The organism is Microbacterium sp. K2 (assembly GCF_051365005.1).
GTDB classification, from domain to species: domain Bacteria; phylum Actinomycetota; class Actinomycetes; order Actinomycetales; family Microbacteriaceae; genus Microbacterium; species Microbacterium foliorum_B.
The window spans coordinates 2,328,529-2,353,035 of record NZ_JBLWII010000001.1; the positions used below are offsets into that span (position 1 = coordinate 2,328,529).

Annotated in this window: 23 protein-coding genes; 18 read left to right on the forward strand and 5 right to left on the reverse strand. The window is 64.6% G+C overall.

Features of this window, described 5'->3' with window-relative positions:
- Positions 1-346 precede the first annotated feature (346 nt).
- Complete coding sequence (gene dnaA / locus ACLKOY_RS11320; protein WP_140035638.1) at positions 347-1,738, reverse strand: chromosomal replication initiator protein DnaA; 1,392 nt, start codon at positions 1,736-1,738, stop codon at positions 347-349.
- 316 nt (positions 1,739-2,054) lie between these two features.
- Here dnaA and rpmH point away from each other — a divergent pair, with 316 nt between their 5' ends.
- From rpmH to ACLKOY_RS11385, 13 genes are all read left to right on the forward strand, one after another.
- Positions 2,055-2,192 carry a 50S ribosomal protein L34 gene (gene rpmH / locus ACLKOY_RS11325; protein WP_022889115.1) on the forward strand — a complete coding sequence of 46 codons (138 nt, stop codon included), beginning with the start codon at positions 2,055-2,057 and terminating at the stop codon, positions 2,190-2,192.
- A 6-nt stretch (positions 2,193-2,198) separates the two neighbouring features.
- Positions 2,199-2,543 (forward strand): ribonuclease P protein component, encoded by a 345-nt coding sequence (gene rnpA / locus ACLKOY_RS11330; RefSeq protein WP_140038543.1) that lies wholly within the window; start codon positions 2,199-2,201, stop codon positions 2,541-2,543.
- A complete protein-coding gene (gene yidD / locus ACLKOY_RS11335; protein WP_140038542.1) occupies positions 2,540-2,890 on the forward strand; it encodes a membrane protein insertion efficiency factor YidD in 351 nt (116 codons plus the stop codon). Before rnpA ends, yidD begins: the two co-directional genes overlap by 4 nt.
- 3 nt (positions 2,891-2,893) lie before the next feature.
- On the forward strand, positions 2,894-3,964 hold the full coding sequence (yidC, locus tag ACLKOY_RS11340) for a membrane protein insertase YidC (RefSeq protein WP_290162497.1): 1,071 nt from the start codon (positions 2,894-2,896) through the stop codon (positions 3,962-3,964).
- Positions 3,961-4,452, forward strand: coding sequence for a protein jag (locus ACLKOY_RS11345; RefSeq protein ID WP_056374982.1), 492 nt, complete (start codon positions 3,961-3,963; stop codon positions 4,450-4,452). The genes yidC and ACLKOY_RS11345 overlap by 4 nt, the downstream gene beginning before the upstream one ends.
- Positions 4,453-4,485: 33 nt before the next feature.
- A complete protein-coding gene (gene rsmG / locus ACLKOY_RS11350; protein ID WP_436453701.1) occupies positions 4,486-5,109 on the forward strand; it encodes a 16S rRNA (guanine(527)-N(7))-methyltransferase RsmG in 624 nt (207 codons plus the stop codon).
- Between the two features lie 1,011 nt (positions 5,110-6,120).
- The gene (locus ACLKOY_RS11355; protein ID WP_436453702.1) at positions 6,121-6,282 is read left to right on the forward strand and encodes a hypothetical protein; all 162 of its coding nucleotides are present in this window, start codon (positions 6,121-6,123) and stop codon (positions 6,280-6,282) included.
- A 2,095-nt stretch (positions 6,283-8,377) separates the two neighbouring features.
- On the forward strand, positions 8,378-8,818 hold the full coding sequence (locus tag ACLKOY_RS11360; protein ID WP_436453703.1) for an AAA family ATPase: 441 nt from the start codon (positions 8,378-8,380) through the stop codon (positions 8,816-8,818).
- Positions 8,819-9,034: 216 nt separating this feature from the next.
- A complete protein-coding gene (locus ACLKOY_RS11365; RefSeq protein ID WP_436453704.1) occupies positions 9,035-9,910 on the forward strand; it encodes a ParA family protein in 876 nt (291 codons plus the stop codon).
- Positions 9,910-10,881 carry a ParB/RepB/Spo0J family partition protein gene (locus tag ACLKOY_RS11370; protein WP_363573346.1) on the forward strand — a complete coding sequence of 324 codons (972 nt, stop codon included), beginning with the start codon at positions 9,910-9,912 and terminating at the stop codon, positions 10,879-10,881. The genes ACLKOY_RS11365 and ACLKOY_RS11370 overlap by 1 nt, the downstream gene beginning before the upstream one ends.
- A 64-nt stretch (positions 10,882-10,945) precedes the next feature.
- Positions 10,946-12,394, forward strand: coding sequence for a sugar porter family MFS transporter (locus ACLKOY_RS11375; RefSeq protein WP_363573348.1), 1,449 nt, complete (start codon positions 10,946-10,948; stop codon positions 12,392-12,394).
- A gap of 9 nt (positions 12,395-12,403) precedes the next feature.
- A complete protein-coding gene (locus tag ACLKOY_RS11380) occupies positions 12,404-12,739 on the forward strand; it encodes a tryptophan synthase subunit alpha (RefSeq protein WP_140038535.1) in 336 nt (111 codons plus the stop codon).
- Positions 12,740-12,761: 22 nt separating this feature from the next.
- Positions 12,762-13,280, forward strand: coding sequence for a GrpB family protein (locus ACLKOY_RS11385; RefSeq protein ID WP_436453705.1), 519 nt, complete (start codon positions 12,762-12,764; stop codon positions 13,278-13,280).
- A gap of 57 nt (positions 13,281-13,337) precedes the next feature.
- On the opposite strand, the gene trxA is transcribed toward ACLKOY_RS11385, so the two are convergent.
- The 4 genes from trxA to ACLKOY_RS11405 form a co-directional block, all read right to left on the reverse strand.
- Positions 13,338-13,661: a thioredoxin gene (trxA, locus tag ACLKOY_RS11390; RefSeq protein WP_042541543.1), complete on the reverse strand. Its 324-nt coding sequence runs from the start codon at positions 13,659-13,661 to the stop codon at positions 13,338-13,340.
- A gap of 66 nt (positions 13,662-13,727) precedes the next feature.
- Entirely contained in the window at positions 13,728-14,702 is a 975-nt protein-coding gene (trxB, locus tag ACLKOY_RS11395) for a thioredoxin-disulfide reductase (protein ID WP_436453706.1), read from the reverse strand.
- A gap of 88 nt (positions 14,703-14,790) precedes the next feature.
- Positions 14,791-16,410: a murein biosynthesis integral membrane protein MurJ gene (murJ, locus tag ACLKOY_RS11400; protein ID WP_436453707.1), complete on the reverse strand. Its 1,620-nt coding sequence runs from the start codon at positions 16,408-16,410 to the stop codon at positions 14,791-14,793.
- Positions 16,403-18,613 carry a DUF6049 family protein gene (locus ACLKOY_RS11405; RefSeq protein WP_436453708.1) on the reverse strand — a complete coding sequence of 737 codons (2,211 nt, stop codon included), beginning with the start codon at positions 18,611-18,613 and terminating at the stop codon, positions 16,403-16,405. Before ACLKOY_RS11405 ends, murJ begins: the two co-directional genes overlap by 8 nt.
- A 75-nt stretch (positions 18,614-18,688) precedes the next feature.
- On the opposite strand from ACLKOY_RS11405, the gene ACLKOY_RS11410 reads away from it, so the two are divergent.
- The 5 genes from ACLKOY_RS11410 (at position 18,689) to ACLKOY_RS11430 (ending at position 24,317) form a co-directional block, all read left to right on the forward strand.
- Positions 18,689-20,245, forward strand: a complete 1,557-nt coding sequence (locus ACLKOY_RS11410; protein WP_436453709.1) for a DUF7059 domain-containing protein — start codon at positions 18,689-18,691, stop codon at positions 20,243-20,245.
- Between the two features lie 40 nt (positions 20,246-20,285).
- Positions 20,286-21,350, forward strand: coding sequence for an LLM class flavin-dependent oxidoreductase (locus tag ACLKOY_RS11415; protein ID WP_436453710.1), 1,065 nt, complete (start codon positions 20,286-20,288; stop codon positions 21,348-21,350).
- A 99-nt stretch (positions 21,351-21,449) separates the two neighbouring features.
- Positions 21,450-22,340 carry a sce7726 family protein gene (locus tag ACLKOY_RS11420; RefSeq protein ID WP_436453711.1) on the forward strand — a complete coding sequence of 297 codons (891 nt, stop codon included), beginning with the start codon at positions 21,450-21,452 and terminating at the stop codon, positions 22,338-22,340.
- Between the two features lie 8 nt (positions 22,341-22,348).
- Positions 22,349-23,281 carry a sce7725 family protein gene (locus ACLKOY_RS11425; protein ID WP_436453712.1) on the forward strand — a complete coding sequence of 311 codons (933 nt, stop codon included), beginning with the start codon at positions 22,349-22,351 and terminating at the stop codon, positions 23,279-23,281.
- On the forward strand, positions 23,274-24,317 hold the full coding sequence (locus ACLKOY_RS11430) for an RES family NAD+ phosphorylase (protein WP_436453713.1): 1,044 nt from the start codon (positions 23,274-23,276) through the stop codon (positions 24,315-24,317). Before ACLKOY_RS11425 ends, ACLKOY_RS11430 begins: the two co-directional genes overlap by 8 nt.
- Positions 24,318-24,507: the final 190 nt, after the last annotated feature.

A 24,507-nucleotide genomic window follows, 5' to 3' on the forward strand; every position in this document is an offset into this window, starting at 1 on the left:
CGCCCTTGAATTGAATTAACTCCTTAACGGTGTTAACACCTGTGGATACTGTGGATAACTCGGTGGAAAGCAGACGCGAGTAGGGAACTACACGGTTGTCAGTTGTGGAAACCCTGAGGAATCCGCGGGTGGACAGCTTTCGCTCGGTCTCACCGTCTCCCCAAGTTATCCACAGGTTCGGCCGTTTCACACACATCCGTCCCGATCTCGAGGCGACTCATCCACAAGTTATCCACATGTGCAAACTGGCATCGATCCGGTCGCTCATATGCCTCCCGCACCTACAGAAAGGGGGTCGTAGCGTCCCATCGGAAGCTACGACCCCCTTTTTCGAGGTGACGTGGGCTCAGCGTCGACCGAGCTGCGTGGTGATCTCGGTCACCTGGTTGTAGATCGAGCGACGCTCCTTCATGAGCTCGCTGATCTTCTTGTAGGCGTACATCACCGTGGTGTGATCACGGTTGCCGAACAGCTGCCCGATCTTCGGCAGAGACAGACTCGTGCGCTCTCGGCACAGGTACATGGCGATCTGACGCGACGTCGCGATCTGCTGCGATCTGCTCGAGCCATAGAGGTCGTCGACCGTCAGCTTGAAGTACTGCGCGGTCGCGGTGATGATGTCCGTCGGCGAGATGATGTTGTCCTCTGCCGTGTCGATGATGTCGCGCAGCACCGTCTGCGCCAGAGAGATGTCGAGAGCCGAGCGGTTCAGGCTGGCGAAGGCCGAGACCCGGATCAGCGCACCTTCGAGTTCGCGGATGTTCGACGACACCACCGTGGCGATGTACTCGAGTACCTCATCGGGAATATGAAGGGCTTCGCTCTGCGCCTTCTTGCGCAGGATCGCGATTCTCGTCTCGAGGTCGGGAGCCTGGACGTCGGTGATCAGACCCCACTCGAACCGACTCCGCATCCGGTCCTCGAATCCGGTCAGGTGCTTCGGGGCGACATCGCTCGTGATCACGACCTGCTTGTTGTGGTCGTGGAGCGTGTTGAAGGTGTGGAAGAACGCCTCCTGGGTCTCGGCGCGACCCTGCAGGAACTGGATGTCGTCGATCAGGAGGATGTCGACATCGCGGTATCGCGCCTGGAACGCAGCACCCCGGTTGTTGGCGATCGAGTTGATGAAGTCGTTCGTGAACTCCTCACTCGACACGTACCTCACCTTGACGCCGGCATAGAGCGACTGGGCGTAGTCACCGATCGCATGCAGCAGGTGCGTCTTGCCGAGGCCGGAGTCACCATAGATGAAGAGCGGGTTGTAGGCCTTGGCCGGCGCTTCGGCGACAGCGACGGCTGCGGCATGGGCGAACCTGTTGGACTGCCCGATGACGAAGTTGTCGAAGGTGTACTTGGGATTGAGGCGTGACTCGTGACGCTGCTGCGTCGGCTGCTCCATCGGAGATTCGACGCGGATCTGCTCCTGGCGGCCGTAGTCGGCGACGGCGATGGGCGCCGTCGGCTGCTCAGCGAGTTCGTGGTTGACCACGACTCGGTAGGAGGTGACCTCGTCGCCGATGTGAGAGAGAGCCTCCATGATCGGCAGGCGCAGTCTCTTGTTGATCTGCGCGGCGGTGAGATCGTTGGGGACTTCGAGATAGAGCGTCGCCGCCATCACACCTGCGGGAACAGCGAGGCTGAGGAATCCCTGGAGCTGAGGGGTGACCCTGTCATCCGCTTCGAGGAGCTCCTGCACCGTGGTCCAGATCGGAACGTCGGGCTGGGCAGGTGATGACATGACGCTCCGTGCTGAGGGTGCGACGGGCCGTCGGGATGACGCGCCTCGCCTGTGGATAACTTCGGATGCCACGGTAGTCACCACGGCTGTGAACGGCAACCTGCCCTTGGAAATCCGCGCGCGTGTTGCGCATACGTGCACGCCACAGGTTGTGGATAATAGCTGTGCGGACCCTGTCGGGGTCCGGACCGAAGCGCGCAGATTTGCTCTGTGGGCCGCCAAGACGTACCCTTAATCGGTTGACTTATGCCTGTATGGCAGATCCCTATGTCTCCGGTCAAGATGATCCCGGTGGCAGCATTCCCGGAGTGATTTCATGAGCAAGCGCACTTTCCAGCCCAACAACCGTCGTCGCGCCAAGAAGCACGGCTTCCGTCTTCGCATGCGCACCCGCGCCGGCCGCGCGATCCTTTCGGCTCGCCGCGCGAAGGGCCGCACCGAGCTCTCCGCGTAGACCGCTGTGCTCGCCCGCCCGTTTCGTGTGACCCGCGGGAGCGACTATCGTCTGGTCGTTCGACGCGGATCCCGTTGTGGCGGAGCCAAAGTCGTCACCTCGATGCTGGCGACGGGCGAGAGCAGAGCCGCGAGGTTCGGATTCATCATCAGCAAGCAGGTGGGCACCGCTGTGGTGCGCAATACCGTGCGCCGGCGACTCAAAGCCGTGTGTGCGGACGCGCTCGCGCGGGTCCCCGAGGGCACGGATGTCGTCATCCGTGCCCTTCCTGCATCCGCAACCGCCAGCTACGCCGAGCTCAGCGCCGATGTGAATCGCTGCCTCGACCGCCTCAGTCAGGTTCGACCGTGACTGCTCTTCCGGCATCGTCGATCGGCGACGCGCACCTACAGACGGGGGATGTGCTTCGCAGCATCCCGCTGATCCCGAGGAATCTCGTTCTGGGGTTCCTCACCGGGTATCGCAAGGTGATCTCTCCGATGTATGGAGATGTCTGTGCCTATTACCCATCCTGTTCCGCTTACGCTGTAGGTGCGGTGCAACAGCATGGCGCGGTGCGGGGAGCGATGCTCTCGGCATGGCGCATCCTCCGTTGCAATCCCTGGAGCCACGGCGGCGTCGATGACGTCCGTCCGCACCAACACTTCCGTTATGACCTGACCGCTCGCGGTTTCGTCGTCCCTGCCCGAAAGGATTGATCGGTGGGTCTTGACCTTCTGCTCGCCAGCGCAACACCGTCGCCGGAGCCTGCCTCCGGCGGCTTCGATCTGATCGGGACCATCCTCTGGCCCCTCAAGTGGGTCGTCGAGCTCGTGCTCGTCGCCTGGCACTGGCTGCTGACCGCTGTCGGGCTTCCGGCAGCATCCGGTCTGACCTGGGTGCTTTCGATCGTCGGCCTCGTGATCGTGGTGCGCGCCGCGCTGATCCCGCTCTTCGTGAAGCAGATCAAGAGCCAGCGAAAGATGATGGAAATTGCTCCTGAACTGCGCAAAGTTCAGGAGAAGTACCGGGGCAAGAAGGATCAGCTGTCTCGCGAGGCGATGAGCCGCGAGACCATGGCGCTCTATAAGAAGCACGGCACGACGCCGATGTCGAGCTGTCTGCCGCTCCTCGTGCAGATGCCGATCTTCTTCTCGCTCTTCAGCGTGCTGAGCGATGTCTCGAAGCACCACAACCTGGGTGTCGGCGGAGTCGGCCTGCTGAATGCGGAGCTCACCGAGCAGTTCTACAACGCGGAGCTCTTCGGGGTGGCGTCGCTGCACGAGACCCTCGGCAACGCGGTGGATGCCGGCAACACCGTCGCGATCGTGATTCTGGTCGTGCTGGTCGTGCTGATGATCGCCTCGCAGTTCTTCACCCAGCTGCAGATCATCTCGAAGAACCTGTCACCTGAGGCCAAGACCGGCCAGGCGTACCAGATGCAGAAGATCATGCTCTACGTGCTGCCGCTCGGCTTCATCTTCTCGGGTATCTTCTTCCCGCTCGGCGTCGTCGTCTACTGGTTCATCTCGAACCTCTGGACCATGGGTCAGCAGTTCCTCGTCATCCGTGAGATGCCGACTCCCGGGTCTGAGGCGGCGAAGGCGCGTGAGGAGCGACTGGCTCGCAAGGGCAAGGCGATCGACTCGTCGGGCAAGGTCGTTCCCATGGCGGCCTACGAAGCAGAGCAGCAGCGCCTGCTCGAAGAGGCAGAGCGCGCCAAGGCGCAGACACCCAAGCGCCAGCAGCCCGTGGGCAAGAAGCGCGCCAAGAAGAAGGGGAGCGGTTCATGACCGACAACATGACCGAGACCGTGGAGCCCACGGTCGCTGAGCTCGAGAACGAGGGCGATGTCGCAGCCGACTACCTCGAAGAGCTGCTCGATATCGCAGACATCGATGGCGATCTGAATCTGGATGTACGCCAGGGCCGCGCTTATGTGTCGGTCGAGGCTGAAGGAGATGGACTTGCTCTGCTGTCGGCGCCTGACACGGTGCAGGCTCTGCAGGAGCTGACGCGCCTCGCTGTTCAGAACAAGACCGGTTCGTTCTCACGACTGATCCTCGATGTCGGCGGGTCCCGGGATGCGCGGCGTCGCCAGCTGGAAACCCTGGTGAATGCGGCGGCTGCAAAGCTCGATGATGGCGCGACCCAGGCGTCCCTGCCCGCGATGTCGAGCTACGAGCGCAAGCTGGTCCATGATATTGCCGCTGATCAGGGACTTGTCTCCGAGTCCTACGGCGAGGGTGCTGACCGGCACACGGTTCTCCGTCGTCGTTGACGTTTCACGTGAAACATCTGGTCGGGTGCAGTAGTGAGTGACGTTGAGATCGAGCCTTCCGTAGCGGCTGAGCTGTTCGGGGATCGGATCGAGCTGGCACGCCAGTTCTCGGCGGCCCTCACTGAGCATGGCGAGGAGAGGGGCCTGATCGGTCCCCTGGAGTTGCCTCGTCTGTGGACCAGACACATCCTGAACAGTGTCATCGCTGCTCCGCTGTTCCACGGATCCGTTGCGGATATCGGCTCTGGTGCAGGGCTGCCTGGAATCGTGCTCGCCATCGCGCGGCCGGACGTGCAGTGGACGCTCATCGAGCCGATGGAACGCCGCGTGATCTGGCTGAACGAGCAGGTTGCAGAATTGCACCTCGACAACGTCGAGGTGCTTCGCGCACGTGCCGAGGACGTGAGTCGCCCAGTGGGCTTCGATGTCGTCACCGCTCGAGCTGTCAGTGCGTTGAAGACGTTGATCCCCCTCACCGCGCCGCTTGTGCGTGACGGCGGGGAGCTCATCCTGCTCAAGGGGATGAATGCGGGCAATGAGATCGACGCGGCGCAGAAGCAGATCAAGAAGTTCCGCCTCTCTCACGTCCGAGTGGAGACGCTCGGGGAGAACGTGCTCCCTGAGACGACGCGAGTTGTGCGGGCTGTCGTTCGATAGCTGCTGTGTGAGGAACGTAAGTTCCTTGTAGCGCTTCTCGCTGCGGTTGATGCTGCGTAGGTGCGCCCTGAGACTATTGGTGTGCATGGGCAGCACAGCTGCTCTCGCATGCATAAACAAGCGACCGTCTTTTGTAGGGGATGCCGTTGCTGCGCGAATACGAGTGACGAGTGACCTACTGCAGCCGCTTGTCATCGTCGTCATCGGGGATCTACGGCAATCGGCTGCTCCGCCGACTTGGTGTTTCACGTGAAACACTTGTACTGGCTGGCGCGCATGGGAGTGCTGTCCGGGGACCAGTCAGGGAAGAGAGAGTATGCGTCGGCTGGGCGGCTGAGTAGGGGTTTACGCTCGTAGACGTTCATGGTCCCGTCGGATCGCGGTGAATAGGGTGGGCGTCTGACCTAAGCCGACAGCCAGCGCTGTGGCTGGGGGCTAGGTGTCTAGAGATTTCCCCTGCCTACGCGGACCACTGTTGCAAGGAGTGGGCGACGAGCTGCTGCGACTCGGGCGTCGCACACCCTGGGTCACGGAGGCTGGTCGATGTCTTCACTTTCCTTTCTTCGTGCGTACCCACGACTGCGGCTCGATGCCGCCCCGGTCGTGCTTGTGGATGGGGATCCGATCCCGCGTGTGGTGGGGGTCTATTGATCGGGTCGCCTTGGCGCCGGGATTGAGACTCCACCAATCGGATACGAGCTCTTCCGGTGAGGTGACCCGGATGAGCACGCTGCGCGGGGCGCGAGAGTACAACCGAGACGACAGGTGGGCTGTGTTTCACGTGAAACGTGCCGCAACGCGTCGGCAGGTTCATCGGCATCGAACTCATGTCCGAGGAGGAGACGCGATGAGGAGTCATGCGGTAGAAGGTCGACGGGGCTTCATGCTCGGGGAGCGCGCGGCCACAGCTCGTGTACATGTTTCACGTGAAACGCTTCTTTTCGCGGGCCGCGACCCATCTAGAGCCCCTTTCGGCTCAGTGTTAGCGCTGGAACGCGGACTTGGATCGGCGTGGGCGTCGGCCGCAGTCTCGGGATCGGTCTGGGGCTCGGCATCGGCTTCGGCGTCGTCGGCGTAGGAGCCGGCGTCGGTGGAATCGGTGTCGATGTCGGCGAGATCGGTGTCGGTGTCGGTGTTGAGTACGGTGCGCAAGCCTGGCAAGCGGCCGGGTGACTTTGCGCAACGGTGACTGCGCCCACCGACCGATCTCCGCGAGCGCACCGTGGCAAGTAGTGAACCCGTAGTGCCGGTTGCCGGCCGGTACCGCGAGTCGGCGGGGTTGGGGGATTGAGCCTTCTCTCGAATGCGATTCCGGCGAAATGAGACCGCGCGCTGAACCGTGGTCTCGATCAAGGTGAGGCACCGCGACACGGTGTGCGGATCGTCGTTTCACGTGAAACATAGGGGACCCCTGTCCATGATGCGATCGATCTTCCTGGGAACGTGGGTCAGGATGTCGCTGGTGTGCCGTGGGTCTGGCTACCGAGGCACAGATACGGGTGTACCAGCTGAAAGTCCAAGGGGCAGATTCTCTAGGCGCCGTGTGAACGAGGGGCAGCAGTTGCCCTTTCGATGAGGAGAGGGCAGCCGATGTTTGTGGAATGTCGGAGTTGTTGCGGAGCCACCTCCGCTTCGTCGGCGATCTGCGCGGCATGCTGTGGGGCGATGGACAGGCGTCCCTGCGCGCGGGTGCGGGATGTACGACGGCCTGATCGTCGCTTGCCTTCTCGCGGGCGCCCCCTTGCGAGCATGCAGGGGACAGGGCGGGGGATCACCCAGGCCCGCGGCACACGGTAGCTGGCGTGGTCTTGGCTCGCGGTGAACCGACCCGGCCCGCAGTTGCAGTTGCAGTTGCACAGTTGAGTGCTCTGTCAGAACAGTCCAGCAGTCATGACACCAAGGCGAGCCGGTAGGCGTGACCGAGCCCGCCACTCTGCGGCCCTGCAATCTGGGAGAAGCCGCCAGTGAGATCTGCTGCTGAGGTGCACTACCGGGGCGGGTTCCCATCGGCGGGACCCTGTACCGGGATTCCGAGTTGTCTCATGAGCCCGGTGACCGCCGATGCGGGTGTTTCACGTGAAACACCCGCATCGATACGCATTCAACGTCGGGCTGGCGGGAGCGGTGTGTGACGCGACCGCGACGATAGAGCGGGGTCCACTGTGGTCTGAAAAGCGGAGACTTGTCGAACTGCGTCGTTCGCTTGAGGCACGCGGAGGACACGCGCTGGACTGCACAGCAGCGCCTACAGGTTCCAGATGATGCCCGGGGTGGTGTGGAGATGTCCCCTGGTGGGCGAGGGTGAGATGAGGAATGCCGCGGCGGCGAGCACCGCAGTCCTGTGATGTTCCTTGTATGTGGGGCGACGAACCGGGGCCGTTTCACGTGAACACCCCCCGAAACGCCTTCGACACAGCACACCAGTGTCTGCGAAGGCGCGCACCGGTACTCCAGTGCGCGGCGGAGATACGTCGATGGTGGGCATGGTGGGCATCATGGGCATGGTCGGTGTGTTCGGTGGCATATCAGCGCGGCGAGAACGGGAACTTTGCGGTGTTTCGTAGTCCGAAGATGATTCGTCCTCGTGATCTGCGCAAAAAGACCTGGATCGATAGCCCTTGGGGGAAGGGCCCAGCGCGTACAGCTCCCTGCGCCGATGCTCTCCGGGTGCTGCCGGGACTACTCGAGGGTTTTCAGATTGGGGCCAGGTGTCGCGTAGCCGCGGGGAGACCCTGCGCACTGCCCGCCTAGGAACACCGCGGGTCCGCCCTCGTTGCGGGACGCACCGGCGATTCCAGCGTCCTATGTACGGTTCGCAGGTTCTGGGGCATTGCTGGGGCTGCGTCGAGAGTGGGCAGTTGGAAAGACACGTGAGGTGCTCTGTCGGGGCAGCGGCAGTCCAGTTCGGTGTTCCACGTGAAACAGGCGCGTCACCTTCGCGTATGGGGGCTCGCCGGCGGTTGATTTCCTGGCGCTGATGTCCCACAGCCTGCCGGGTGGACGCGACGGGACAGATGCGGCAATCGAGGCGCTGAAGAACCGGGGTGAGAACCGAGGGCGCCATGGCTCGGTAGAGGCCAGCGTCCAGCTGAGTCGGCACCACTGTTGCTCTTTTGCGCGACGCGCGAGAGCAACAGCTCGGTACCGGGAGGTGCTCAGTACCGAGCGCACGTAGCCCGGGCTTCGCATGACCATCGATCGGCCGGGTCCGCAGACTGGCGCGCTATCAGGCGGTCAGTTCCACGTGAAACATCGATATTGTGAGGGGATGGTTCGCTTGCTCATCACCGGGATGTCAGGGGTAGGCAAGTCGAGCGTTCTTCGTCAGTTGGGGGAGCGGGGTCACCCGACGGTCGATACGGACTACGGCCCGTGGACGACGGAGTCGGGGATGTGGGATGACATGCTGATGGGCGCCCTTCTCGGGGAGAGCACGGAGCTGGTGGTGTCGGGCACCGTCGAGAATCAGGGCGACTTCTACGATCGCTTCGACCACGTCGTGCTGTTGTCGGCGCCCGTCTCAGTACTGCTCGATCGGGTGCGCCAACGAACCACGAACCCCTACGGGTCGACTGCGGCCGAGCGTGAAGAGATCAGGTCGAATCACGCGTCGGTTGAGCCGCTGCTTCGTGCGACAGCGACAGTCGAGATTGACGCCACGCAGCCTCTCCGTCACATCGTCGATCGGGTTGAAGAGCTGCTCCGCTGAGCGCGCGCGGCTTGACGGTGGAGTCATCGCGGAACCGCTGAATCCGCAGACCTGATGCCGCCCAGCAGCCTCGCTATCGCCAGCGATCCGAGCGGCCGGGGCCACCTTCGACACGGCAACGTCCGTCGCAGCGATTAGAGTGGAGGACGGCCCCGAAAGGAGTGGATGTTTCACGTGAAACAGCCCGAAAAGGCATCACCGAAAGATTCTTTCGGGATGGATACGCCGCTCGCGCGGGAACTCGCCGACCTCTCCGCTCGACGCCGAGTGCTCGAGACGGTGAACATCGACTTCACCGGAGATACCCGCATCCTCACGGTGTCGAACCAGAAGGGCGGCGTGGGCAAGACCACGAGCGCCGTCAACGTCGCTTCGGCACTGGCGGGTCTCGGAGCGAAGGTCCTGGTCATAGACCTCGACCCCCAGGGCAACGCGTCGACCGCTCTCGGTGTGCCGCACAACGCAGACACTCAGAGTGTGTATGACGTGCTGATCGACGACCTCCCGCTCGCCGACATCGTGCAGCAGAGCCCGGAGGACAAGAACCTCTTCTGCGCCCCGAGCACCATCCACCTCGCCGGCGCCGAGATCGAGCTGGTCGCTCAGGTCGCACGTGAACATCGGCTGCGACGAGCACTCGATGAGTATCTCGTCGACAACCCGATGGATTTCGTGATCATCGACTGCCCTCCGTCTCTCGGGCTGCTCACGATCAACGCCTTCACGGCGGCGAACGAGGTCTTCATCCCGATCCAGTGCGAGTACTACGCACTCGAGGGACTGAGCCAGCTTCTCGGCAGCATCCAGATGATCCAGAAGCACCTGAATCCCGGGCTTCATCTCTCGACGATTCTGCTGACGATGTTCGACGGCCGCACCCGGCTGGCGCAGCAGGTGGCCGACGAGGTCCGCACACACTTCCCCGATCAGGTGCTCGACACCGTCATCCCGCGCTCGGTGCGGGTGTCGGAGGCACCGAGTTTCGGTCAGACCGTGATCGCCTACGATGGGCAATCCGCCGGCGCCGTCGCGTATCGCGAGGCCGCTGTCGAGATCGCGTCGCGGACGGCGACGCAGAGCAAGGAGAAATGATGGCGAAGCGCACTGGACTGGGTCGGGGCATCGGTGCCCTCATTCCCACAGCTGATCAGTCCGAGCGTCCCGTGGATGTGTTCTTCCCCGGCGCCAATCTGCGTCCGGCGACGGATCAGGCCAGCGACCAGCCCGCCGCAGAAGCCGACCTCGAGGTTGTTCCCGGCATCCACCTGATCCAGGTCGATCCGCAGAAGATCGTGCCGAACCCGCGCCAGCCGCGTACGCACTTCAACGTGGAAGACCTTGCTGAACTCGTGCACAGCGTGCGTGAGTTCGGGGTGCTGCAGCCAGTCGTCGTGCGCAAGAACAGCGACGGCGAGTACGAGCTGATCATGGGGGAGCGGCGCACCCGTGCCGCGCGCGAAGCGGGCCTCGAGAAGATCCCCGCCATCGTCCGTGAGACCGCCGACGAAGACCTCCTCCGCGACGCACTGCTCGAGAACCTGCACCGCTCCGAGCTGAACCCGCTCGAAGAGGCCTCGGCCTACCAGCAGCTGCTCGAGGACTTCGGCATCACGCAGGAGGAGCTGGCCACTCGCATCGGTCGATCGCGTCCGCAGATCAGCAACACGATCCGTCTGCTCAAGCTGCCCATGCCGGTGCAGCAGCGCGTCGCCGCCGGTGTGCTGACCGCCGGACACGCTCGTGCCATCCTCAGCCTCGAGTCGCCGGAGGCGATGCAGCGGCTGGCCGACAAGGTCGTGAACGAGGACCTGTCGGTGCGAGCCACCGAGGTCGCGGCGAAGACCCAGCCCGCAGGCCCGACTCGCTCCGCGGCCAAGGCGACGCCCGGTGCCCGCCGTGCCTATCTCGACGAGGTCGCCGGCAACCTCGGGGATCGCCTCAACACCCGCGTCAAGGTTTCGCTAGGTGCACGAAAGGGCCAGGTCATCATCGATTTCGCCTCGATTCAGGACCTGAACCGCATTCTCAGCGAACTGGGTGAGTCGGGATACGGCCCCGCATGATCTACGTACGGTCAGTCGTGTGTTCACCTAGACTCGCGACATCTCGACGATGAGGGGGAAGGCCATGTCCGGAGTACAGGATCCCGCGAAGTTCCAGCGACGAGTGATCGCGGTGAGTATCGCCGCAGCACTCGGGGGCTTCCTCTTCGGTTTCGATACGGCCGTCATCAATGGCGCTGTCGACGCGTTGGCGGGTGACGTCTCCGGATTCGACCTCGGCGTGGGCCTGAAAGGCTTCGCGGTCTCGTCGGCACTGATCGGCTGTGCAGTGGGAGCCTGGTTCGCCGGGCCGATCGCGAACAAGCGCGGTCGCATCCCGGTGATGGTCTTCGCCGCCGCCATGTTCTTCATCTCGGCCATCGGTTCAGGTCTCGCCTTCAGCGTGGTCGACCTCATCATCTGGCGTGTCATCGGCGGACTCGGCGTCGGCGCAGCATCCGTCATCGCCCCCGCGTACATCGCCGAGGTCTCACCCGCTCGCGTGCGTGGTCGACTCGGCTCGCTGCAGCAGCTCGCCATCGTCACCGGCATTTTCGCCGCACTGCTCTCGGACGCGTGGCTGGCAGGGCTGGCCGGCGCCGCTGATCAGCCCCTGTGGGGCCTGACGGCCTGGCGGTGGATGTTCATCGTCGAGGCGGTCCCCGCACTCGTATACGGGATCATGGCGCTGCGTCTGCCGGAGTCGCCGCGTTATCTCGTGCGCAAGGGAGATCTGAAGCGCGCCTCGGAGGTCTTGGAGACGGTCACGGGCGCTGTCGACGTCGATGCCAAGATCAAGGAGATCACGAGCACGATCGACACCGAGCGCAAGGAGTCGCTGAGCGACCTGCGCGGCAGCCGTCTGGGGCTGAAGCCGATCGTCTGGGTCGGCATCCTGCTGTCGGTCTTCCAGCAGTTCGTCGGCATCAACGTCATCTTCTACTACTCGACCACACTGTGGCAGTCGGTCGGGTTCGATGAGTCCAGTGCCCTCCTGACGTCGGTGATCACGTCGGTGACGAACATCGTCGTGACGATCATCGCGATCCTGCTCGTCGACAAGGTCGGGCGCCGCATCATGCTCCTGGTCGGTTCGGTCGGCATGACCGTGACCCTCGGGCTGATGGCGCTGGCCTTCTCGTTCGGCACCCTCGACGCCGAAGGGGCGGCGACGCTGCCTGATCCGTGGGCGACGGTCGCACTGATCTGCGCGAACGGTTTCGTGGTCTTCTTCGGAGCCACCTGGGGTCCGCTGGTGTGGGTGCTTCTGGGCGAGATCTTCCCGAACTCCATCCGTGCAGGGGCACTCGCGGTCGCCGCAGCGGCACAGTGGGCTGCCAACTTCTTCATCTCGACGACGTTCCCGATCTTCGCGGAGATCGGGCTCACGTTCGCCTATGGCTTCTACGCGTTCTTCGCTCTGGTGTCGTTCTTCTTCGTGTACTTCAAGGTTCCCGAGACCAAGGGCAAAGAGCTCGAAGAGATGACCGACGAGCTGAAGGTGGAGCGCCGGGGCACTCGCAAGGCGTCGTAGGCTGGACGCATGACCGAGTCCGTTCCGCGCCGCGCCAGCCTCGAAGTGCTGCGAGCAGAAGCGTCGGACGAACTCGCCGTGCTGATCCAGGAGAGGCTTCTCGGTGGAGAAGACCCTTGGGACTTCATGGAGGAGCTGCCCAGCGTCGACGAGCTTGTCGTCTACCTGCTGCGTGCCGACAACATCACGGCCAACGACGGTGTGCGCCCGAATGAGGCACGCCACTATCGGGTGCTTCGCCAGATCGCGCTGGAGTACCCGGAGCTGACGCCGGCGGTCTGGGGACTTCTCGACGAGAAGCAGCGCCACCGTCGCTGGGACCCCTCGGTCGCCGACCGCTCCTGAGGGCCACCACACGATGCCTCGGATGCTCGTGGGCTACGACCCCTCCTGGCCGCAGCAGTTCGAGAGGATCGCTGCAGAGCTGCGCACGCTCGGGGATACCGAGTGGACGATCGAGCACATCGGTTCGACGGCGGTCCCGGGAATGCGCGCCAAGCCCATCATCGATCTGGCGGTGCGCGTCCGAGACTCAGACGACGTGGAGGCCCACAGCGCGGCGCTGGAGGCCGCTGGATGGCGCCTCGGCAGCGCTGTGCGCACGCACCCCGTGATGATCCTCGAAGCCGACGGCGTCCGCAGCGCGATCGCGCACTTCTTCACCGCGGGGGAGTGGGATGCCGTGCATCAGCGCCTGCTGCGGGACTGGTTGCTCGCGCACCCGGAGGATGCGGATCGCTATTCCCACGCCAAGTGCGACGCCGTGGCCGCTGCCGCACGCGGGATCTCGACGTACAACGCCGCGAAGACGCCCGTGATCCACGAGATCGTCGACCGCGCTCGGGCGGCACGGGGGCTCGCCCCTGTGCCGGTCTACGACAAGTAGGTGGCATGAGAAAGGGCCGCCACTCCCGAAGGAGTGACGGCCCTTGTCGGCGCGGGATCAGCCGATGAACGCGGCGAGGTCCTGCTCGAGGGCCGGCTTCGGCTTGGCGCCGATGATGGTCGTCTTGACCTCACCGCCCTGGAACACCTTCATCGCGGGGATCGAGGTGATCTGGTACTTCATCGCCAGCTGCGGGTTCTCGTCCACGTTCAGCTTGAGGATGGTGATCTTGTCGGGGTTGTCGGCCTGGATCTGGTCCAGCACCGGGGCGACCATGCGACATGGTCCGCACCACTCGGCCCAGAAGTCCACGAGGACGGGACCTTCGGCCTGCAGAACGTCCTGCTCCCAGGTCGCCTGGCTCGTAGCCTTTGCACTCATCAGAGTTCTCCTTGTTCGAGGTTCGCCTGCTACAACAGCAGACGAGGTGAAACTGTTCCCTGCCGGTCAGGCGGTGATGATCTCGGCGGCCTCCGCAGCCGGGAACTCGACGGAAGCATCGTCAAGATCTGCGAGGAAGTGCTCGGCGTCGAGGGCCGCGACCGTGCCCGAGCCGGCGGCCGTGATGGCCTGACGGTAGGTGGGGTCGATGACGTCACCGGCGGCGAAGACACCGGGCACCGAGGTGACCGACGAGCGGCCGTCGACCCAGATCGTGCCCTCTGCGGTCAGCTCGAGCTTGTCGTGCACGAGGTGCGTGCGCGGGTCGTTGCCGATCGCGATGAACAGGCCGTCGAGCGGGAGGTCGCTCAGCGTGCCGTCGACCGTGTTGCGCAGCTGCACACCCGCGACGGAGTCGCCACCGAGGATCTCGGCTACCTCGCTGTTCCAGATGAACTCGATCTTCTCGTTCGCGAAGGCGCGCTCCTGCATGATCTTCGACGCACGCAGCGAGTCCTTGCGGTGGATGACGTAGACCTTCTCGGCGAAGCGGGTGAGGAACGTGGCCTCTTCCATCGCCGAGTCGCCGCCGCCGACGACCGCGATCGTCTTCTCACGGAAGAAGAAGCCGTCGCACGTGGCGCACCACGAGACGCCGTAGCCCGAGAGGCGCTCTTCGCCCTCGATGCCGAGCTTGCGGTAGGCGGAGCCGGTCGCGTAGATCAGCGACTGGGCCTCGTGCACCGTGCCACTGCCCAGCGTGACCTTCTTGACGGGGCCGGCGAGGTCGAGCTCGGTGACGTCGTCGTAGACGACCTCGGTGCCGAACTTCTCAGCCTGCTCCTGGAACTTGGCCATGAGCTCGGGGCCCTGGATTCCCTCGGGGAAGCCGGGGTAGTTCTCGACCTCGGTGGTGTTCATCAGCTCTCCGCCGACCTCGACGGTGCTCGCGATGAGCAGCGGCTTGAGGTTCGCGCGCGCCGCATAGATGGCGGCGGTGAATCCGGCGGGACCGGAACCGATGATGATGACCTGACGCATGTGCTCTCCGTCGTAGATGCTGAGACGCCGAAAGACGTTCGACTGCTTCAACCAATGGTAACCGCGCGACATTCCCGCGCGAGGTGGCTCAGCGGCCGGGCAGGAATCGCCGCAGCATGGAGCTCGCGACCTTGAGCTCGGGTGCACGCAGCAGGGCCAGGATGCCGATGTAGACGACCACGACGGCCATGCCGATGATGCAGGTGCCGAGGGCACCCTGGATCTTGTCTGAGGTGGTCCAGCCCGTGGGGCCGCCGAGCAGCAGGAAGACGCCCCAGCCGGCGAATCCCGCCGGCACGGCAGCGACCGCGTACCGGCCGATCGCGGTCATCCAGGAGCGGATCTGGAGTCCGCCGATCTTGCGGTGCAGAAGCCAGCTGGCCACGATCATCTGCAGTGTGCTCGCGATCGACTGACCCAGCGCGATGGCGGCGGCCAGCATCGTCACCTCGATGACATCGGCGTCGAGCAGCCACTGGGCGACCAGGGCGCTGACGACCACGAGGCCGCACTGGAAGAGAGTGAACCAGAAGGGCGTGCGTGTGTCGCCGTAGGCATAGAAGGTGCGCTGCACGATGAACAGGATCGTCAGTGGCACCAGGCACACGAGGAAGCAGACCAGCACGAGCGCGGCCTCTTCGGCATGCGACGCCTGGTTGGTGAACACCCTCGACGCGGGGACCGCGGCCGCAGCGACGGCGGCGACGGCGACCGCGATGAAGAAGAGCAGGGTGCGGATGCTCTGGGCTATGTCAGCCTGGACCTCTGCGTGCCTGCCGGCCGCAGCGTGCTCACTGATCTGCGTGAAGTAGGGCGTTCCGATCGACAGCACGATGATCGAGTACGGCAGCATGAAGATGAGCCAGGCGTACTGGAACGTGGCGACGGAGGCGCCTTGGCCAGAGGCCTCGGTGAGGATCTGCGTCTGCACGAGCCCGGCGCCGAGGCTCGCGAGCGCCATCAGGAACGTCCATCCGGCGAGCCTTCCGACGTTGCCGAGGCCCACCCCGCGCCAACGGAAGTCGGGGCGCAGCGCGAGACCCGTGCGACGCCAGAAGATCAGCAGGATCGCGGCCTGGATCACGATGCCGAGCGTCGCGGTTCCGCCGAGCGCCGCGATCATCTCGGGAGTCCACTCGGAGACACGGGTGAGCGGGCCGCCGAACAGGGCGCCGACGATCAGGAAGCCCACGATCGACACGATGTTGTTGACGACCGGCGCCCAGGTGAACGGACCGAAGATGCGCCGAGCGTTGAGTGCCTCACCGAGAAGCGCGTACAGGCCGTAGAAGAGGATCTGCGGCATGCACCAGTAGGCGAACGCCGTCGCGAGCGCGAGGAACTCCGGGGAGCCCTCCTTGCCGGCGTAGAGCCACACCAACCAGGGCGCCGCGACCGTCGCGAGCCCGGTGATCACGACGAGCACGACTGTGCCGAGGGTGAACAGCTTGGAGATGAACGCGTTGCCGCCGTCGGCATCCGCAGTCGCCTTGACGATCTGCGGGATGATCACCGCGGTGAGCACGCCGACCGAGATCAGTGAGAAGACGTTGTTGGGCAGCTGATTCGCGATGGCGAAGGCATCCGCCGCGCCCGCGCCCACCGAGCCGATCACGCCGACGAGGACGATGGTCCGCAGGAGACCGGTGACGCGCGAGATGAGGGTGCCCGCGCCGATCAGTGCGCTGGCGCGCCCGAGACTACTCATTCATCTCCTCGACGGCATCCGATTCGGAAGTCGTCTTCTGGTCGTTCTCGGTGTCGGCCTCGCGGCGCCGGCGCCGGATGGTGCGGATGATGCCGAGACCGAGGAGCAGCACGATGAGGCCGCCGAAGACCCCGAGACCGATGGCCTCCCATTCGGCGCGCACCGAGACGCGGACGTTCTCTGGCTGACTGATGGGCACGCCGGTGGGGCTCGAGAGCGACAGCTTCAGGGTGACCTCGCCGCTGCCGACTCGGGCGGACACGGGCACCTTGACCCTCGTCGTGGTGCCGGGTTGGATCGTCCACGGTGTCACCGACTGCACGTCGAGACGCGGGTCGCTCGGCGTGACGCTGAGCTGGATGTTCACCGGCCACGGCAGATCGTTGCGCACCGAGAACGGCAGGTCGGCGTTGGCGGAGAGCAACTGGATGGTGCTCGCGGGAGGGATGTCGACCGCGTTCAGCGTCTCGGTCGTCGCGAGGTTGACGTCGGAGACGGCGTCGTCGAAGCCCTTCTCGGTCAGACCGACCCCGGTCGCGCGCATGATCTGGATGCGCTTGGGGCTCAGCAGCAGCTGAGTGTCGTCGAGGATCGAGGCGAAGTCGCCGAGCACGATCTCGCTGTCGAGCATCCCTCGCAGTGCCAGGGCACGGGATTGGTCTTGCTCGGTCGAGAGCGTCGCCGGCGTCGCCGGGACTGAGAGCACCTCGGAGAGACCGAATCCGAGAGAGTCGACTGACGCGACGGCCTCTCTGAGCGCCTCAGCCGTGCGGGTCTCGTCGCGGTCGAGTCCGATCAGGATCGGCGTGGCCGGATCTGCCTGACCCGCCAGAGAGAGATGAGCGCTCGCCTCAGCGAGCCGCTGTTGACGCGCGGCGGTGTCTTCTTCACTCGCGGCCCGCGATACGGCTTCGGATGCTGCGGCGGCGGTGACCAGCACACTGCGGCCGCCCACGTCGGCGTGTGCACCGACGGCGCCTCCGACCGAGGAGGACGACAGGACGGTGACCGCGCCGTTCATGTACGTCGAGAACACGTCGAGGTCGGCGGCGGACACATCGCTGCGCGGCCACAGGATGCCGGGCGTCGCGCCCTCGATGGCGGTGAGTTCGGCGTCACCGGGCAGCACGGGGCCGTCGTTGGGCTGAGGCATCGGTTCGTCACTCGGCTCTGGTGTCGGCGTCGGCGCGGTGCCATCTGTCGGCGCAGTGCTCTCTGTCGGCACCGAGGCCGGGGTCGGGGCGGGCGTGGCGGTGGGGGTGGGCGTGGGAGTCCCGTCTGTGGGCTCGGTGAAGCCGCTCGGGTTGAGGAACGGCGCGAGCGTCGTGGGCTGCAGGAGCGCGGGAAGGCCCGCCTGCGCCTGTGTGGTGGCGTCGGCATCGCCGAACTGCAGGGCGAAGCGCTCGTTCGGCAGTGCGTCGAGAAGGCGCAGCCATTCGCGGGCGCTCTCAGGCGCCGAAGAGCCGAGCACTCTGATGGCCGCAGGGATCGCCGGGTCGATAGCCAGGATCGCCGAGGTCCCTCGGACTCCCTCGACCACCGCGGTGAGCGCGCCCTCGGGGGCGGTGAGCTCACTGAGCTCGTCCGCGGTCAGCAGGGCGCCGTTGTCGGGTGTCGCCGTGACCGGCACCATCACGGCGATGGGCGGGTTCGCGGCAGCGGTCACGACGAGCACCGTGGTCGATGTCACCGATCGCGCTTCGTCCTGAGCGTCGGTCTGCGCTCCGCTGAGGGTCGCGCGCAACGGGTAGACGCCGGGAGCCAGATCGCCGAGAACCTCGGGCGGAAGGAGAAGGCTCGTGGTCGCGGATGCTTCGGCGTCGACGGGCGCGGTCGTGTCTGAGCCGAGCTGCTCGAAGCCGCCTGTCGCGTCGGCCTCGTCGAGCCAGGTCGTGATCGCGGCCTCGTCGGTGAGGGGAGTGCGGTTGATCTCCACCGTGACGCGACCGGACGAGAGCTCCGACCTGGAGTCGTTCTGCACGGTGATCGAGGCGGTCGTCGCAGATCCGGGAGCGACCGTGCCACGCACCCCCGCTGAGAGGAGCAGGTCGACCGACGAGCCCTCGGACTCGGCATCCGTGGCTGCGAACGCGCCGGGAGCGCCGGCGCCGGCCAGGCCGAGAACGATCGCCGAGATGACGGATCCGCGTGCCAGGCGGTGCAGGCGCGTGCGGAGGCCGTTCTCGGAGGTGGTCGCGGTCATGAAGGTCTTCCTCGAACGCCGGGGATCCCAGGCTGCTCGTGAGTGCTGACCTTGTGATTCTAGGCGTCCGGCTGAATGAGAACCCTGAAGACGCGTAGAGTGACGGCCGTGTCCGACACCCTCACCCCTGCACCCGATCCGCTCCGCAGCACCGCGCTCACTGCAGATCTCGACGACGCGGATCTCCGTTCGGAGCCGCTTCGTCGCCTGTGGGGCGAGGAAGCGGACGACGCACTCGCCAGGGGCTTGCGTGAGCCGATCCTGCGCGCGATCGCCGATGACGACGGCGTGCTCGCCACTCTCGGCAGGCTGCTGGTGCTCGGAATGCCGCAGCCGCTCGCCGCTGTGACCGAGGCTCTGCCGAGACTCGGCGCCGACGGCCTCGCCGCTCTCGGGCTCGCGCGGATCGAGGGGAGCACTGTTGTTCCCACTTCTCTGCTGCGGCCGCAGTCGTTCGTCGACTCCGACGGGATGGGCGAATGGTGGATCGCCAGCGACCTGGATGAGGTGGCGCTCGACGGTGCGCTTCCGGCCGATCATGTGCTGGGCGTCGGCGGAGCCTCGCGCACCCTCGCCGAGATCATCATGCCGGTCGAAGTCGACCGCGCTCTCGATCTGGGCACGGGATGCGGCATCCAGGCGCTTCTGGTCGCTCGTCACGCAGGCTCGGTCGTCGCCACCGACATCTCGGCGCGTGCGCTCGCCTATGCCGAACTGAACGCCCAGCTGAACGGCGTCTCGAACATCGAGTTCCGCCTGGGGAGCATGTTCGAGCCCGTAGCAGGTGAGGCCTTCGACCTGATCGTCTCGAATCCGCCCTTCGTGATCACCCCGCGCGCAGAAGGTGTGCCCGAATACGAGTACCGCGACGGAGGCCTCGTCGGCGACGCGCTCGTCGAGCAGTTCCTGCGTGCGGTTCCGTCATTCCTGACCCCGGGAGGTGTGGCGCAGCTGCTCGGCAACTGGGAATCCCGCGGGGGGCAGGCAGCGCTGACCGGTCGTTCCGGTCTCGACCGCCTCTCGTCGTGGGTTCCCGGCGACCTCGACCTGTGGGTGATCCAGCGTGAGGAGCTCTCACCGCTCGGGTACGCAGAACTGTGGATCCGAGATGGGGGCACGACGCCGCGAGACGCCGCGTTCACCCCGCTGCTCACGGCCTGGCTCGACGACTTCGCGGCTCGAGGCGTCACGGCGGTCGGATTCGGCTACATCCTGGTGCGCCGGCCGGTCGCCGACGGCATCCCGCTGCGCCGTCTCGAGCGAGTGACGCAACCCCTCTCTAATGTGAGCGGTGCACTGCGCTCGGGTCTCGCCGCCCACGACGTGCTCGCGGCAGGAGTGCCCGCGACGCTGCTCGTCGCTCCCGATGTCACCGAGGCGCGCCATCTGCTCCCTGGAAACGATGATCCGAGCATCATCGAGCTCCGACAGGGCGGGGGATTCGCGCGAACGATCACGGTCGACCCCGCGCTCGCCGGATTCGTAGGAGCGTGCGACGGTGATCTCACCGTCATGCAGATCGTCTCGGCCCTCGCCGACCTGTTCGAGGTGCCGCTCGTCGAGCTGTGGGCCGACCTCGAACCCCGCATCCGACAGCTCGTGCTCGACGGCCTGCTGATCGCGGGGGAGTGATGCAGGAATACTGCACCGCATCTATGCGTTCGAATACACCATGAAGGCTTTCGGATTCCTCTCCTTCGGGCACTATGCAGACGTGCCCGGTTCGGCGACCCGTACCGCGGGAGACATGCTGAAGCAGACCATCGAGATCGCGGAGGGTGCCGACGAGATCGGCGTGAACGGCGCCTCGGTGCGCGTTCACCACTGGGCTCGCCAGGCGGCGTCGCCCATGCCGCTGCTGTCGGCCATGGCCGCACGCACCCAGCGCATCGAGGTCGGCACCGGTGTGATCGACATGCGGTACGAGAACCCGTTCCAGTTCGCTGAGGAGGCGGCCGCTCTCGACCTGATCGCCGACGGGCGCATCGCGCTCGGCGTGAGCCGTGGGTCACCCGAGACGGCTCTGCGCGGATACGAGACCTTCGGCTTCCACGACGAGGAAGACCCCGAGCGCGGCAGCGTGATCGCGCGCGAGAAGTTCGATCTCTTCCTCCGCGCCATCGACGGCGAGGGCCTCGCCCCCGGCGACCCGCGGATGGTCGGCGCCGGGCGCTACCTCGCGATCGAGCCGCAGTCGCCGACTCTGCGCGATCACATCTGGTGGGGCTCTGGCTCACGGGCCACGGCTGAGGAGACCGGGCGCAAGGGTCTCAACATGATGAGCTCCACGCTCCTCACCGAGGCGACAGGCGTGCCGTTCCACCAGCTGCAGCGCGAGCAGATCGACCTCTTCCGCGCCGCCTACAAAGAGGCGGGCCACACCGGTACACCGCGAGTCTCGGTGAGCCGCAGTGTCTTCCCGCTGGTCTCCGACATGGACAGGGCGTACTTCGGCCTGCGCAGCGAGGAGAACGCCGACCAGATCGGCATCATCGACGGCTTCCGCTCGACGTTCGGCAAGACGTATGCGGCCGAGCCCGACGTGCTGATCCAGCAGCTCCTGGCCGACGAGGCGGTCATGTCGGCAGACACCCTGCTGCTGACGATCCCGAACCAGCTGGGCCCCGCCTACAACCTCCACGTGCTCGAGTCCTTCGCGACGCACGTCGCCCCGGCGCTCGGCTGGAAGCCGAACACCGAGGGGCCTGTGCAGGGCGATCCGGTTGCGGCTAGTTGAGGCCGGCGGACCTGCGCCGCAGCGCAGTGGGCTAACAGGTCTCGAACGAGTGGCCAACTAGAATCAGTCAACGGTTCCGAACGGCGGGGGGTGTTTCGCGTGGGCACATCTGCCACCGGAGAACTCGCTGCTCTCTCGCGGCTATTCTCCCCTGCAGCGATTCGAGAGCTTGGTCGAAGCGGTCGTTCGCCCCTGGTCGCTCGCCTGCTGCAAGACACTTCCGTCCCAGCGGACCTGCCAGGAGGAGCAACGCTCCGGGACGCACTCGATCTCGGTTACGTGAAGCTGACGAAGTCCGGCAATAGAGACGACTACGTCTATCGGAGTTCGGTAGTCGAGAAGATTGCCCTCGGTCGGCACAACCTTCGAACAGCGACTGTTTTGAGCGAGGTGCGCGCACGGGCGTCCAAGGCGGATCTAGTCATCCTCAACGGCACTGCCACGGCCTACGAGATTAAGTCGGAAAGAGATTCGCTCAGCCGCCTCACTGGCCAACTCAGCGACTACAGGTCTGTGTTCGCGAGCGTCACGGTGGTCACGAGCCCCCGTCAGAAGGACGCTGTGCTTCGCCTCGCTCCGGATGACGTCGGCGTGCTTGTGCTCTCTCCTCGTCTCCGGTTGCAGGTCGTCCGTGAAACCCACGACCACCCAGAACGCATCGACCCAACGGCGCTGTTGGAGACTCTCCGCTCAGGCGAGGCTGCGCAGGTGCTCGAAAGTATCGGGATAGAGACGCCCGACGTTCCGAACACCCGCCTCTGGGCGGAGATGAGGAAGCTGTACGCGGCTCTCGATCCGGTCGAAGTGCATCGGCATGCCGTCGGCGTCTTGAAGCGAAGCCGATCACGCGCAGCTCAGGAAGCGCACATTGGCACTTTTCCGCCGTCGATCAGGACTGCAGCCCTGCTTGGCGACCTAGACGACGGCGCGAGAGCGAATCTGTCTGCAGCTACTAGTACGTTGATGTCGTCAGTGATGACCTGGAGTTAGGAACGAAGATGTACTTCCCCTACTTTCGCGGCAAACAGTTCGAGTTGATTGCGATCCGAGAGTGTGCGGCGGTCATCGCAGATGCAGATTTCAATCCGATCATCGAGCCGGTTCGTGAGACCTTCAAAGGACTTCAGCGCACACTGGACGAACTACTTCTCAAGGGCGCCAACGCAACGGTGATCGTGAATCCCAGACACGGCGATCACAGGGATAGCAGCGAGATTCTGGCCCAGTACATGGCCGACAGTCATGGGGACAACGACGCGATCTCCCCGGCACTGCTTCTCACGAGTGACCTGACTGTGGATGACGTACTTGGTCTCATCGAACCCTACGCTGAACGGCCACTAACGCTCGTGCATGGGGGGTTTACCGATGGGAAAGCTCTCGCGAACAGCCTCCCACCGGATTCGATAACACATGTCTTTCTTGACGCTCGCAACACGCTCTACCGCCGCCCGTTCAAGGGCGCACGGCGCATCCTGATCGAAGACGGGTTCGAACGGAAGAAGAACGCGGACTACGACCTTGTCAACAGGTTCTCAGATCTCCACGTCACCTACGAAGAACTAGGCGGTGACGGTTACGGTGACTTCCTGACGGTTGGCGATCACTACAGCGAGGGCGGAGGCCCCGCGTACGCTGTGGCCATCCATCTGACATACATCGACCCTGCGAACGATGACGCGATGTTCGTCTATCACTTCAAGTCCGACTCAAACGACACCCCGGTCGACCCGGCAGGTAAGTTCGCACAGGCGCTCGCCAAACTCATCTCAGCGGTCGATGACCCTTTCACGAAGATCCTCTCCACGACGGCTGTCGAAGAGTTCCGCGACCTGCACGAGCGCAAACACTTCCCTGGTCTGGGATATGTCAAGAAACTATCCATCAAGCATCACATCGAGACGCTTGCGGACTACCACGCAGATGCCTGAACGACGCTGCTGCGCGACTTGTTTCGATGATCGGCACATTCGGGCTCAGCTGATCGATCAATGCGAACCCGTTAGGCAGGACTGCGACTACTGTGGCGAGGCAGACGTGCTCTGCGTCATCCCCTCCAGACTGAGTCAATGGTTCGCCCCGCTCATCGCGACCTACAGTGAGGATCCAGATGGCGACTTCCTGATCCGACACCTGGTGAGTGAGTGGAGGATGTTCTCAAGCGGCAGGCTGAGTGAAGCAGAGGCAAAAGAGCTACTTGCCGACGTGCTGGACGACGGCGAGATCGTCCGCAAGAAGTTCACGCCCATTGCGCATCCCAGCGGCGGCAATCTTCGTCGCTGGGAAGAGCTACGTGACGAGCTCATGCACAGCAACCGCTGGTTCCTTGAAGAACCCATGGACATGGATCGCTTGGCAGTTCTGCTTGACCAACTGATCACCACGCCCACGGCCCTTGAGTTCAGCAACTGGTATCGGGCCCGCCTAATGACGGGTGATGATGCGTTCCCCCTGACGGACATGGGCGCACCTCCACGTCACAAGGCGGGACACGGTCGAGCAAATCCCGCAGGTATCCCGTACCTCTACCTGGGGTCGACCCGCGCAACCGCTGTCGCAGAGCTTCGCCCTCACACCGGCGAGCGGGCATGTGTCGCTCGCTTCGACCTCTCAGACGCAGACAACCTCAAGCTGGCTGATCTTCGCGATCCTCGATTCCTCATCTCGCCGCTGAGCGATGGGGACGAGACCTTGATCATCGAACTTCGAGCCGATCTACCACTCCTTGAGCGACTGGGCGAAGAACTAACGCGCCCTGTCCAACCGAGCGGCGTCGCTTACGAGTACGTCCCAACGCAGTACCTGTGCGAGTACATCAAGAAAAAGGGCTTCGACGGGGTCTTGTACAGAAGCTCGGTCAGCAGCGACGACGGAGTGAACATCGCACTCTTCCACCCCAGCGTGGCGTCAGCTGCTGACCTGGAGGTGGTTTCCGTCTCGCGCGTCACGGTGTCGATCGAGAGCTAACCATTAGACCAACCTCCACCCAGTTGCTCGCCACGACCACCGCAAGCCGGCTGGGTGTTGATTAGTGCAAGGCTGGTGGGGTGTTCGCCGGGTATGTTGCACTGGCGTTGGGTCGGGCGCCGTACAACGCGAAGGTGGGCGTGCACCCCCTCGTCAGAGGTCACTGGATCGAGTCGCCGCGAGTGCCAAC

Excerpts from the sequence above, each read along its gene's own strand:
- ACLKOY_RS11365 (WP_436453704.1), top strand. The coding sequence starts at position 9,035 with ATGGATACGCCGCTCGCGCGGGAACTCGCCGACCTCTCCGCTCGACGC.
- trxA (WP_042541543.1), bottom strand. The coding sequence starts at position 13,661 with ATGAGTGCAAAGGCTACGAGCCAGGCGACCTGGGAGCAGGACGTTCTG.
- ACLKOY_RS11385 (WP_436453705.1), top strand. The coding sequence starts at position 12,762 with ATGCTCGTGGGCTACGACCCCTCCTGGCCGCAGCAGTTCGAGAGGATC.
- murJ (WP_436453707.1), bottom strand. The coding sequence starts at position 16,410 with ATGAGTAGTCTCGGGCGCGCCAGCGCACTGATCGGCGCGGGCACCCTC.
- rpmH (WP_022889115.1), top strand. The coding sequence starts at position 2,055 with ATGAGCAAGCGCACTTTCCAGCCCAACAACCGTCGTCGCGCCAAGAAG.
- ACLKOY_RS11415 (WP_436453710.1), top strand. The coding sequence starts at position 20,286 with ATGAAGGCTTTCGGATTCCTCTCCTTCGGGCACTATGCAGACGTGCCC.
- dnaA (WP_140035638.1), bottom strand. The coding sequence starts at position 1,738 with ATGTCATCACCTGCCCAGCCCGACGTTCCGATCTGGACCACGGTGCAG.
- ACLKOY_RS11410 (WP_436453709.1), top strand. The coding sequence starts at position 18,689 with ATGAGAACCCTGAAGACGCGTAGAGTGACGGCCGTGTCCGACACCCTC.
- trxB (WP_436453706.1), bottom strand. The coding sequence starts at position 14,702 with ATGCGTCAGGTCATCATCATCGGTTCCGGTCCCGCCGGATTCACCGCC.
- ACLKOY_RS11360 (WP_436453703.1), top strand. The coding sequence starts at position 8,378 with ATGGTTCGCTTGCTCATCACCGGGATGTCAGGGGTAGGCAAGTCGAGC.
- ACLKOY_RS11370 (WP_363573346.1), top strand. The coding sequence starts at position 9,910 with ATGGCGAAGCGCACTGGACTGGGTCGGGGCATCGGTGCCCTCATTCCC.
- ACLKOY_RS11430 (WP_436453713.1), top strand. The coding sequence starts at position 23,274 with ATGCCTGAACGACGCTGCTGCGCGACTTGTTTCGATGATCGGCACATT.
- ACLKOY_RS11345 (WP_056374982.1), top strand. The coding sequence starts at position 3,961 with ATGACCGACAACATGACCGAGACCGTGGAGCCCACGGTCGCTGAGCTC.
- ACLKOY_RS11425 (WP_436453712.1), top strand. The coding sequence starts at position 22,349 with ATGTACTTCCCCTACTTTCGCGGCAAACAGTTCGAGTTGATTGCGATC.
- ACLKOY_RS11405 (WP_436453708.1), bottom strand. The coding sequence starts at position 18,613 with ATGACCGCGACCACCTCCGAGAACGGCCTCCGCACGCGCCTGCACCGC.
- ACLKOY_RS11375 (WP_363573348.1), top strand. The coding sequence starts at position 10,946 with ATGTCCGGAGTACAGGATCCCGCGAAGTTCCAGCGACGAGTGATCGCG.
- ACLKOY_RS11380 (WP_140038535.1), top strand. The coding sequence starts at position 12,404 with ATGACCGAGTCCGTTCCGCGCCGCGCCAGCCTCGAAGTGCTGCGAGCA.